The organism is Sarcina ventriculi (genome assembly GCF_900456775.1).
In the GTDB taxonomy this organism is placed as follows: domain Bacteria; phylum Bacillota; class Clostridia; order Clostridiales; family Clostridiaceae; genus Sarcina; species Sarcina ventriculi.
The window spans coordinates 181,022-193,603 of record NZ_UAUL01000009.1 but is presented as its reverse complement, the minus strand read 5'-3'; the positions used below and the strand labels follow the sequence as shown (position 1 = coordinate 193,603).

Genomic DNA, 12,582 nt, shown 5'->3' with positions numbered 1-12,582 from the left:
CCCTTTATTTTGCATCATACCAAGTGTCTCCTAAATTAATATCAACTTCTAAAGGAATACTTAAATCTAATACATTCTCCATTTCAGTTTTTAATAAATCCTTTATAACATCTATTTCCTCTTTAGGAACATTTAATATTAGTTCATCATGAACTTGAAGAATTATTCTACTATTTAAACCTTTTTCTTTTATTTTGTTATAAACATTAACCATAGCAAGTTTTATAATATCTGCTGCACTTCCTTGTATTGGTGCATTCATGGCTAATCTTTCACCTAAAGCTTTTACTATCTTATTTGAAGAATTTATCTCTGGTATAAATCTTCTTCTATTTAACATAGTTTTTACACTACCAGTAGTTTTAGCCTCTTCAATGATATTTTTTATATAATCCTTAATTTTAGGATATCTTTCAAAATATATATCCATATATTCCTTAGCTTCTTTTCTTGTTATGTTTAAATCCTTAGCTAGACTAAAATCTCCTATACCATAAACAATTCCAAAATTAACTGCCTTAGCTCTACTTCTCATAAGCCTTGTAACTTCACTAGCATCTACTTTAAAAACTTCTGATGCAGTTTTTGTATGAATATCTGAATGATGCTTAAATCCATCTATCATATTTTCATCATTAGATATATGGGCTAAAACCCTAAGTTCTATTTGAGAATAGTCGGCAGAAATCAACACATCTGTATCTTTTCTTGGTATAAATACTTTTCTTATTTCTCTTCCCATTTCATATTTTATAGGTATATTTTGAAGATTAGGCTCTGTTGATGATAATCTTCCTGTTGATGTTACTGTTTGATTAAAGTTTGAATGAATACATCCATCCGTATCTATAACATTTTTTAATCCTTCTACATATGTTGAATATATTTTAGCTAATTGTCTATAATATGTTATTTTCTCTATTATAGGATGCTTATCCTTTAACTTTTCTAAAACTTCCGCATTAGTTGAATATCCAGTCTTGGTTTTCTTTATAACAGGAAGATCCAATTTTTCAAAAAGTATTTTTCCAAGTTGCTTTGGTGAATTTATATTAAACTCTTCTTCTGAAAGACTATAAATTTCTTTTTGAGTTTTATTTATTTCTTCCTTAAATTTTATGGATAATTCATCTAACATATCTTTATTAACTTTAAATCCAATAATCTCCATATGTGATAATACATTGGCTAATGGAAGTTCTAAATCATACATTAATGTTTCCATATCAGCTTCTTTTATTTTTGTTTCTAATGTTTTTGTTAATTTCTCTATAAAATTAATAGAAATTATATCTTTATTTAATTCAGTTATCTTTGGATACTCACCTAAATATTTATTTATTAAATCAATTAAAGGATATTCTCCCTTTGATGAATCTATAAGATATACTGCAATTTCAGTATCAAACTTTATATTATTAAATTCAATATCTAATTTCCTTAATGCTGTTATTGCATTTTTTACACTATAACTATATTTTTTTATATTATAGCTTTCAAATAATTCTCTTAAAATTTCTATGCAATTGCTATCGTTTATTAATTCTTTCATATTTAAGATATAATTTTTATTATTAATACTCATTAATATTTGTTCTATCTCTATAGTTGAATATTTCTCTGCATTTTTTAAATTAAATATTAAATATATACTATCTTTGATAGTACTATAAACTTCTTTTAATTTACAAAAATCTTTTATTTCTTCAAAATCTACTTTTAATTCTTCACCTTCTTCCTCTGCATTTCCTTCTAGCCCTTCTATTTTAGTTATTAATGTTTTCATTTCAAGATTTATAAAAAAGTTTTTAAGTCCTATTTTATCAAAATTTTCATTAGATTTTATACTTTCCAAATCAAATTCTATAGGTACATCTATTTTTATAGTTGCTAAATCCTTTGAAAATATCGCCTGTTCTCTATATTCTATAAGATTTTCTTTTAGTTTTTTACCGCTTATTTCATCTACATGATTTAATACATTTTCCATGCTTCCATATGTTTTTATAAGCTTAAAAGCTGTTTTTTCTCCAACCCCTGGTACTCCTGGTATGTTATCTGATTTATCTCCCATAAGACCTTTAACATCTATAAACTGATTTGGGGTTACACCAAATTCACTAACCATTCTATCATAGTCATAAACCTCTTTCTCGCTAACCCCTTTTTTAGTTATACATACTTTAATATTTTTATCAGCTAACTGAAGAATATCTTTATCTCCACTAACTATGTAAACCTCAATACCTTTTTCTTGAGCATACTTAGCTAAAGTTCCTATAATATCATCAGCTTCAAATCCATCTATTTCATACATATTTATAGATAATAAATTTAACATTTCTTTTACAAGAGGTATCTGACTTGCAAGCTCATCTGGCATCTTCTTTCTACCAGCTTTATAATTATCATATTTTTCATGTCTAAATGTAGGTGCTTTTCTATCAAAAGTTGCAACGATATAATCTGGTGCTATATCCTCTCTCATCCTAAAAAGCATATTGGAAAATCCATATATAGCATTTGTATATATGCCATCTTTATTGCTTAAAAGAGGTAGTGCATAATAAGCTCTATTTAATAAACTATTACCATCTAATATAAGTAATCTTTTCATATTTATCCTCCAAACCGATTAACTATTAGTATTTAACTATTATTTCAAAATTAATAAAATATATTATACTACTAAAAATACTTAATATATTATACTATATCGTAAAATTCATTAATTTCAAAATTAAAATATAAAAATCAATTCACTTTTAACACTTTTATAATAAAATATATTATTAACAAATATCTGTCAGTGAGTTTTTCATGGATAACTTGAATTTTGAAAAATTTAATAATAAGTCATCTATAAATTACTTTAAAAAAAATTTAATATTTTTAGGTGAAGGTATTTCACGATTAACTTTTGCCCTTAATGATTATCTAGTTTTAAAGGTTGCTAAAAGCCCTGATGGACTTATGCAAAACTTTATTGAGAATTATATTTATAATTCGTGTGGCAATAATTTTAGAAAATATCTATGTCCTGTTATATTTTGTAACAATAAATATTTAATAATGCTAAGAGCACTTCCATATATTAATATCTATAATAAAGAATTTATTGATATTAAGGATTTAAGAAATGATGAAAACCTAGAATCTAACATTATACTCTTTGCAAATACTTTTGATTTATTTAAAAATGATTTAAAAAAAACATCATCTTGGGGCATATTAAATAACGAATACTACTTAATAGATTATGGTTGCAATAATCCATCTTCTGATGAATTTTACAAGAATTTAATGTTAAATAATGCTTAAATATTTGTTCTTATTTAATAACTCTATTATAATTAAATATATTTATACTTAAGATGATATTTATTTTGGACAAATAAAATTAAATTTTTAATACTTTTCTAAAATAACAATTGCTTAAGAAAAAAATACAAATATATATTTAAAGAAGGTGTAATAATGAATAAAGAAAATTTATTAAAAAAATACGCAAAGCTTGCTATTTATCAAGGAGTTAATGTGCAAAAAAATCAAACTCTTGTAATATCTTCTCCAATAGAATGTGCCAAATTTACAAGAATGCTAGTTGAAGAGGCTTATATTAAAGGAGCAAAAGAAGTCGTTGTTCAATGGAATGATGAATTAACTGGAAAACTAAAATATAAATATTCTCCTATGGAAGTTTTTGAAACTGTTCCTGAATGGGTTAAAGAATCAAGATTAAGTTATGCTAAAGAGGGAGCATGTTTTTTAAGTATATCAGCATCAGACCCAGAACTTCTAAAAGATGTTGATCCTAAAAAAGTAGCCACATTTAGAAAAGCATCTAGCATAGCCTCTAGAGAGTTTAGTAGTAGACTTATGAGCAACGAAAATGCTTGGTCTATTGTATCTATTCCAACTGTTGGATGGGCTAAAAAGGTCTTTCCAAACGTTTCAGAAGATGAGGCTGTTGAAAAACTTTGGGATGCAATATTTAAAATAGTTAGAGTTGATTCCCAAGATCCTGTAAAAGCTTGGGAAGAGCATAAAAATACTTTAAAGAAAAATATGGATTTTTTAAATTCTAAAAGATTTAAATCCCTTCATTACACAAACTCCTTAGGAACTGACTTAATCATTCAACTTCCTGAAAAACATTTATGGGCTGGTGGAGCTGAATTTACTCAAGATGGAACAGAATTTATAGCAAACATGCCAACAGAAGAAATTTTCTCTATGCCTAAAAAAACAGGTGTTAACGGTAAAGTTGTAAGTTCTATGCCACTTAACTATGGTGGTAATTTAATAAACAATTTCTCTTTAACTTTTAAAGATGGAAAGGTTGTTGATTTCTCAGCTGAAGAGGGTTATGAAACACTTAAAAATCTTTTAGATACTGATGAAGGAGCGAAATACTTAGGCGAAGTAGCATTAGTTCCTTACAATTCCCCTATTTCAAATTCAAATATTATATTTTTTAACACATTATATGATGAAAATGCATCATGTCATTTAGCTTTTGGTAAAGCATACTCCCTATGCATCAAAGATGGTGAAAAGATGAGCGAAGAAGAACTTCTAAAAGAAGGGGCTAATGATTCATTAACTCATGTTGATTTTATGATAGGAACAAAAGATTTACAAATAACTGGTACTACATATGATAACGAAAAATTTGATATATTTGTTAATGGTAACTGGGCATTTTAATAACTTTCAAACCATTTATCCATTATTTTAGCAATCGAGTTAAATAAAAACCACAATATATTTAAATATATTGTGGTTTCACTTTTATCTACTTTTTAACATTATTAAAAGCTCTAATAAAAGCCTTTTCATATGATTCATTCCATTTTAATTCAATTAATTGATTATCAATTAAGATATCGCTATCATGTAAAAATAATTTAATTGTACTTATAAATGGTTCCTCTAAAGTTGTAATTTCTAAAACCTTATTATCTTCATCTATATTATTTACAAATTTATCAAAATTATATTTTAATAATTCTATCCTATCTTCAACCGTTTTTACATCATAAAATTTTACAAGCTTCACAAAAATATAAAGCATGTAATTCATAACTTCTTCTCTAGAATTTTTATTTATTAAATTTTCTATTATGTTATTTACTTTAGATTTATATAACCATGTTTCAATTTTTGCTCTAAGATTGTAAATCATTATAATTCTACGTAAATTTATATTACTTTCATCATCAAACACTTTCTTTACTTCTAAATTATTATAATAATCTAGCTTTTCAAATTTATATATATCAATTACTTTTACAGCTTCATGAATAAATATAGCCCCTTCTTTATCAAAAACATTTATAGAATTTTCTAAAGCTTTCTTTTTTGAATAAGGACTTACATATCCATTTGTTAATAATACAAATTTTATTTTAATTTCTTTAAATTTATCCCTGCATTCTAAAAATCTTTTTTGCCAATAATTAATTGATTCATTACAATCTTTTATATATGGAAACTCCTTAAAATTATTTATAGTCTCATTCATATCTTCTTCTGTAAGTGAACATTTATTAAAAGCATTTATATATCTTGTTTTTATCAAATGAACTTCTAAAATATCACTATTTTCATCGTTCATATAAATTCCACAAATCCCCTTATCGTTTTCTCCTTTAGTCATGCTTTTTATAGTTTCTTCATCAGTTAATTTTTTTTCTTTAATATTCGAATATTTTGCCAAATAAAAAAATGTTAAAGCATTTCTATCGCTAACTTCTATTTTATCACTATATGTATAGTTTAAATAATTTCTAACTATACTAATATAATCCATTAAAAGCTCATTATTCACATATCTCACCTCTCAATATTAAATTTTAATTTATGGCTTTATTTTAATGCTGAATTTAATATTATTTAAAACTATCCTAACTTATTTAATCATAATCATTATATTATAATATCTATTTATATAAATAAAAAAGCTTCGAATCGAAGAAATTTCAACGATTTTAGAAGCTTTTATACGAGACAAGTCTATAAGCCGAGTTCTGTATTTGATAATCATCTATCTAGGCCTAACGTTACCATTAGGCTCAAGCGGCATACCCGAGGACGGGACGGGCAATCCCTATATGTCCTTCTATTTAGCCTTGCTCCAGGTGGGGTTTACATAGCCATATAGTCACCTATATGCTGGTGAGCTCTTACCTCACCTTTCCACCCTTACCTAAAAAATTTAGGCGGTATATCTCTGTTGCACTATCCTTAAAGTCGCCTTCACTGGACGTTATCCAGCACCCTGCCCTATGGAGCTCGGACTTTCCTCTCCTAACTTAAGTTAGCAGCGATTATCTGGCTTACTCGCAAAATTAATATTATCACATAGTCATAAATTTTACAACATATTTTTATTAAAATTTATGTTCATTATAATCTTTACACTCTTAATATTATCCAAAACACATTAGTTTTATAGCTAAAAATTTGATGCTAATTTCATTAAAATTTTTAAATAAAATTATATGGATCTTTTGAAACTTTTGAATAATAAAATTTAATATCTTGATTTTTGTGCCTTATTTTTTTTTCTAATTCTTTAACTATCTTTACAAAAACTGGCCATTCTGAATTAAAGTGTCCTAAATCTATTATATCTATTCCCATTTCAGTATAATCAGATGTAAAATGATAAGTAGTATCCCCTGTCATTATCAATTCTGCTCCTAAATTCCTAGATATTTCAAAAAAATCTTGACCACTACCATTTATTATAGCCACTTTTGTTACTTTATCATTTAAGTTCCCTGTATATCTTAAATCTTTAATATCTAATTCACTTTTAAATAAATTTATTATATCTTCTAAAGTATTTTCATTTTTCAATTTCAAGAATCTACCTATCCCACACTCTTTATCTTCGGTAGATTCATCTATTATACTGCAAGTTTCATATTCTAAAATTTGTGCTATTGTATCATTTATTCCTCCCTTTGCACTATCTAAATTAGTATGAGCTGAATAAACATTTATATCTGATTTTATAAGTTCTATTATTTTAGCGCCTAAGAGAGTATTATCTGTTACAGAATTTATCTTTCTAAATATAAGCGGATGGTGAGTTAAAATCAAATCAGCATTTATAGATTTTGCTTCCTCTATAACTTTTTTTGTACAATCTAAAGCAACTAAAACATTTTTTATATTGCTTTTATCACTTCCTACAATTAAACCAACATTATCAAAATTTTCTTTTAAATTTATTGGTGCTATCTCTTCAACATATCCTATAATATCCTTTAATATCAAGAAATCATCTCCTTAAGCTTATCTATCTTTTCATTTAAAATATCTTTTTTCTTTTTAGCAAGACTTGTATCATCTTTTATATAACTTATTATATTTTCGTACTTTTTTATTTTTGATTTTATATAATCTTTTACTAAACTATTATTGCTTTCTAGCAAAATAGAGCTTATCTCATAAGATATTTCATCCTTAATATTTATTTTTTTAGCATTTTCATTATATTTCACTTTAAAGAGTTCATAAAACTTTCCATCATCTAATATCAAATCTTCATTTAATATCTCAAAATTATTATTATATAAAAATTCCCTTAAAACTTCTGGATTTTGGGCAGGTTGTAGTATTAAAAAGTCATATAATTTAACCTTTTCTATATCTTCTAAAATAATATCTCTTATTAAATTTCCTCCCATTCCAGCAATTATAACTCCATTTACTTCTCCTACTTTTAGAGGTTTAAGCCCTCCCCCTAAAAGGCATTTAATCTTCTCAGAAAGTCCTTCAAATCTTATATTAGTTGATGCTTTCTCTATCGGCCCCTTGTTTATATCACTAGCAATAGCACTATTACATTTATTATTTTTCACAAGATATATAGGTATATATCCATGGTCTGTTCCTATATCCGCTATGGCTTCACAATAATTTACATAACTTGCTATTTTCATTAATCTTTTGCTAAGTTCCATAATCTCTCTCTTTCTTAATGCGTTTTATTTTTTTATTATTAAAGGAAAAGCACCTTATATAAAGGTGCTTAATCCAAATAATCTTTTAGTTTTTTACTTCTACTTGGATGTCTCAATTTTCTAAGTGCTTTAGCTTCTATTTGTCTAATTCTTTCCCTTGTTACGTTAAATTCTTTACCAACTTCCTCTAATGTTCTTGCTCTTCCATCATCTAAGCCAAATCTTAATCTTAATACTTTTTCTTCCCTTGGAGTTAAAGTATCTAAGACATTTATAAGTTGTTCTTTAAGCATTGTAAATGCAGCTGCTTCTGCTGGAGCAGGTGCATCATCATCTGGTATAAAATCTCCAAGATGTGAATCTTCTTCTTCTCCTATTGGTGTTTCCAAAGAAACTGGTTCTTGAGCAATTTTTAATATCTCACGTACTTTATCAACAGGCATATCCATATGCTTAGATAATTCTTCTGGTAGAGGATCTCTTCCTAATTCTTGAAGCAATTGTCTTTGAATTCTTATAAGTTTATTTATAGTTTCAACCATATGAACTGGTATTCTTATAGTTCTTGCTTGATCGGCTATTGCTCTTGTTATCGCCTGTCTAATCCACCATGTAGCATAAGTTGAAAACTTAAATCCCTTTCTATAATCAAATTTTTCAACAGCTTTTATAAGCCCTAAATTACCCTCTTGTATAAGATCTAAAAATAACATACCTCTTCCTACATATCTTTTAGCTATACTTACAACAAGTCTAAGATTGGCTTCTGCTAATTTTTTCTTAGCATATTGATCACCATTTTCGATTCTATTTGCAAGTTCTATCTCTTCCTCTGATGATAATAGTGGAACTTTTCCTATTTCTTTTAAGTACATTCTTACAGGGTCATCTATAGCAATTCCTTCTGGAACACTTAAATCTAAATCTTCTTCAACACTTTCTTGTTCTATATCACTTATAACTTCGATTCCCATAGATTCTAATACTTCATATATTTTTTCTATTTGATCTGGACTTAAATCTATTTCATCTAATTCATCCATTATTTCTTTATAAGTTAATGCACCACTTTTTTTACCTTTTTCTATCAGTTTTTTAACTAAAACCATTTTTGTAGATTTATCTTTCATATCAGCCTTATTATTTTTGTTTCCTTCTTTGGCTGTTACTTTAGTTTTCATATTATTACCGCCTTCCACCATATATCTTATTTGCTCCTTTCTAGTTCCTTAAGTTTATCACTAATATCTTTTGATTTTTTAACCAATTCCATAGCTTTTGCTATATTACCTTCTCTTTCAAAAACACCTAAACTTTTCTTAATATTTTTGTTTTCTTGCTCTAATTTATATTTATTTATTCTATACTTATAATCTTTTATAAAAATATCTATATCTGAAAAATTATCTGAAAACTCTAGTTCTCTAATATTTAACCATTCTTTTAAAAGTTTTGGATTTTCACATTTTATTTCAATTTTTTTATTTAAATTTTCAAAATCTGTATCATTTAAGGTATCTAAAATTAAGTCCATAATTTCTTTATGTTCTTCATCAATAAAATCATCTTTTGTCAAAGTATTTCTAATATCAACATGCCATTTTTCTTTACATAAAAGCTTAAGCATATTTCTTTCCCATTTTATGTAAATAGGTTCTATATTTAATTTTGTTCCATATTCTTTTATATTATTCATTTTATATTCATTTTTATAATCTATCTTAAGATTTCTATTTAATAAATCAATTAAAGCTTGCTCTGAAAATTTTGTATCTTCAGAAACTTTCTTTATATAAATACTTCTCTCTAATGGATCTAAAAATTTAAATATATCAACCAATCTTTGAGAATATATATCCACATCTTTAAAATTGTTAAAGTTTAACCCTTCCTTAGCTCTTCTAAGTTTATAATCCATAAGGCTCTCTGAATTTTTTATAAGAGTTAAAAAAGCATCCTTTCCATTTGCTCTTATAAATTCATCTGGATCTTTTCCCATAGGAATATTTAAAACTGCAACTTCAAGACCTGCTTCTCTTAAAATATCAAGCCCCCTAAGAGTTGCCATCTGTCCTGCAACATCTGCATCATATGCTATTATAACTTTATCTACATATCTTTTTAAAAGTCTACTTTGTTTTTCTGTAAGTGCAGTTCCTAAAGATGCTACTGAATTGGTAATTCCACATTGATGTAATGATATACAATCCATATATCCCTCAACTATAATTATTTCTTTATTTGGAAGACCAGCTTTAACTGCAAAATTTAATCCATAAAGATTTGTTCCCTTTTGAAATAATATAGTTTCTGGAGAGTTTAAATATTTAGGCTTAGAATCATCTAATACACGCCCACCAAAACCAATCACTTTTCCATTATGATCAAAAACTGGAAACATAACTCTATTTCTAAATCTATCGTATATTCTACCCTTCTCACTTTTTACAACAAATCCAGTTTCAAGCATTAAATTTTCACTTATACCTAATTTTTTTAAATAATTTACTGAATTTTGCCATCCTTCAAGAGAATATCCAAGCCCAAATTTTCTTAATATATTCTCATTTATACCCCTTCTTAAAAAATACTCCATAGCAATTTTATTTTTCAATAGATTGCTATAATAATATCTTCCCATTATTCGATTTATTTTATATATATTTTCTTTCTTTTTTTGAATTACAGATAATTTTTTATCTTCAAATTCTAAAGTAATGTTTGCTCTATCCGCTAGATATCCTACTGCTTCTGGGAAAGTCATAGATTTATTTTTCATAACAAAGCTTATAACATTTCCTGTTTCACCACATCCAAAACATTTAAATATCTGCTTATCCTGAGAAACACTAAAAGATGGTGTCTTTTCATGATGAAAAGGACACAACCCACTATAATTTTTTCCAGTTCTTTTAAGCCTAACAACATCTGATATAACATCAACTATGTCATTTTCTTCCTTTACTTTTTCTATAATATGCTCTGGAATAGGCAAAAAATCCCACCTCTTTTTTATATTTTCATTATACCTAATTCGACATCAAATGATAAATCCCTTTTAAGATTTAATAATTTTTTCAATTTATTTATTTTTATATTTTATGTATAGAGTATTTTAAAAAAAATTATTGATTTTAAATTTTAATATTGATTCTAAATTTGTTACATAATATTTAAACATATTTTATAACTTGTCCTTATATTCCATAAACTTATGAATTTTATTTAAAAACAATATAATATACAATCACTAACATAATTTTTATTTTTTAATTTTTCATATATTTTCAAAACAATCACCCACCTATATTAAATTATTTTAAATATAAGTTTATTAAACAATGTTAAATACAATGTATAATAAAATGCAATCAATATTTTATTATACATCATATTTATATTATATCAAAGAATAATTATTTTAATATATTAAGTTTATAGTAATATTTTCATAAATTTTAAAGTCAATCTAAATTTTTAAAGTATAATATTAAAAAAAAATTAATATGTTTAACCGTACAATAATTTATTAATATAGGAGAATCAAAAATGCCTACAAATTATAATAACTTCAATTTTTCTTGCAATGATTCTTTTAATCTGATAAAAAACAACATATTACCCTTATATAACATACATTCCTGTAACATAGAGCAGATTAAAGTAAAAAATACGAATAAAGACAGAGCTGTTTTTAAAATAACTTGTAATAATAAGTCATTTTGCTTGAAAAAGGTGTATTATGATGAAGGTAAACTTTTATTTATTTATTCTGCCTTAGAATGGCTATATCGAAACAATATAAATGTGCCAACATTAATCCCTTCAATATCTAAAAATAGATTTGTTAAATATAAAAACTTTTTATTTATATTAACCCCTTGGATTTACGGTAAAAAATGTGATTTTGATAATTTAGATAATATTTATATTGCATCTAAAAACCTAGCACTTTTACACAAATGTAGCAATAATTTTTTCCCTATTAATGGTAGTTATACAAAAGAAAACTACGAAGATATTTATACATCCTTTAAAAGTCGAACAGAAAAACTTTTATATTATTACAATGAAGCTATGAAAAGACATGATTACTTTTCAGAAATTTTTATTTCATCTTTTAGTGAGAACTTTTATTTAGCCCAAAATGCTACCATTATAGCCTCAGGTATTAATAATTTAAGTAAAACCTTATGTCATGGAGATTATGTGAACAAAAATATAATTTTTAAAGATAACAATATGTGGTTAATCGACTTTGATAACTGCGCATTTGATTATGCTTCTCATGACATATCTCATTTCTTAAGGAGACTTCTAAAAAGAAATTCTATAAATTGGAATGTAGGTTTAACTAAATCCATTATTTCTATATATGATTCTATAAACCCTTTAACTAAAGACGATTTAAAATATATTTTATCTTATATATCATATCCACAAAAATATTTTAGAATAAGTAAAGATTATTACAGCAAAAAACCTAAATTTACAAAAGAGGAATCCATCATAGCATTAGAAAAATTATCATTGACTACAAAAACTCAAATAAATTTTATAAAAGATTTAGAAAGAATTTATTATTAAAAAAACTAGCTGTATT

General features: G+C 25.6%; 9 protein-coding genes and 1 other RNA gene. 3 read left to right on the top strand and 7 right to left on the bottom strand.

The annotated features are described in order from the left end of the window. Positions 1–4 precede the first annotated feature (4 nt). The gene (gene polA / locus DR020_RS09160) at positions 5–2,617 is read right to left on the bottom strand and encodes a DNA polymerase I (RefSeq protein WP_112365771.1); all 2,613 of its coding nucleotides are present in this window, start codon (positions 2,615–2,617) and stop codon (positions 5–7) included. 203 nt (positions 2,618–2,820) lie between these two features. On the opposite strand from polA, the gene DR020_RS09155 reads away from it, so the two are divergent. After that, entirely contained in the window at positions 2,821–3,321 is a 501-nt protein-coding gene (locus DR020_RS09155) for a hypothetical protein (protein ID WP_112365770.1), read from the top strand. Positions 3,322–3,477: 156 nt separating this feature from the next. After that, positions 3,478–4,710, top strand: a complete 1,233-nt coding sequence (locus DR020_RS09150; RefSeq protein ID WP_112365769.1) for an aminopeptidase — start codon at positions 3,478–3,480, stop codon at positions 4,708–4,710. A gap of 88 nt (positions 4,711–4,798) precedes the next feature. Here the strand turns inward: DR020_RS09150 and DR020_RS09145 are convergent, their stop codons facing one another. The 6 genes from DR020_RS09145 to dnaG form a co-directional block, all read right to left on the bottom strand. Further along, on the bottom strand, positions 4,799–5,833 hold the full coding sequence (locus tag DR020_RS09145; RefSeq protein ID WP_112365768.1) for a hypothetical protein: 1,035 nt from the start codon (positions 5,831–5,833) through the stop codon (positions 4,799–4,801). A gap of 171 nt (positions 5,834–6,004) precedes the next feature. After that, positions 6,005–6,348, bottom strand: an RNA gene (rnpB, locus tag DR020_RS09140) — RNase P RNA component class A. A gap of 144 nt (positions 6,349–6,492) precedes the next feature. After that, a complete protein-coding gene (locus tag DR020_RS09135; RefSeq protein WP_112365767.1) occupies positions 6,493–7,290 on the bottom strand; it encodes a Nif3-like dinuclear metal center hexameric protein in 798 nt (265 codons plus the stop codon). Next, positions 7,287–7,979 carry a tRNA (adenine(22)-N(1))-methyltransferase gene (locus DR020_RS09130; protein ID WP_058992722.1) on the bottom strand — a complete coding sequence of 231 codons (693 nt, stop codon included), beginning with the start codon at positions 7,977–7,979 and terminating at the stop codon, positions 7,287–7,289. Before DR020_RS09130 ends, DR020_RS09135 begins: the two co-directional genes overlap by 4 nt. 68 nt (positions 7,980–8,047) lie before the next feature. Next, the gene (rpoD, locus tag DR020_RS09125) at positions 8,048–9,160 is read right to left on the bottom strand and encodes an RNA polymerase sigma factor RpoD (RefSeq protein WP_055259618.1); all 1,113 of its coding nucleotides are present in this window, start codon (positions 9,158–9,160) and stop codon (positions 8,048–8,050) included. Between the two features lie 26 nt (positions 9,161–9,186). After that, positions 9,187–10,974 (bottom strand): DNA primase, encoded by a 1,788-nt coding sequence (gene dnaG / locus DR020_RS09120; protein ID WP_055259310.1) that lies wholly within the window; start codon positions 10,972–10,974, stop codon positions 9,187–9,189. 554 nt (positions 10,975–11,528) lie between these two features. On the opposite strand from dnaG, the gene DR020_RS09115 reads away from it, so the two are divergent. Next, positions 11,529–12,566, top strand: a complete 1,038-nt coding sequence (locus DR020_RS09115; RefSeq protein WP_112365766.1) for a CotS family spore coat protein — start codon at positions 11,529–11,531, stop codon at positions 12,564–12,566. The last annotated feature ends 16 nt before the right edge of the window (positions 12,567–12,582 follow it).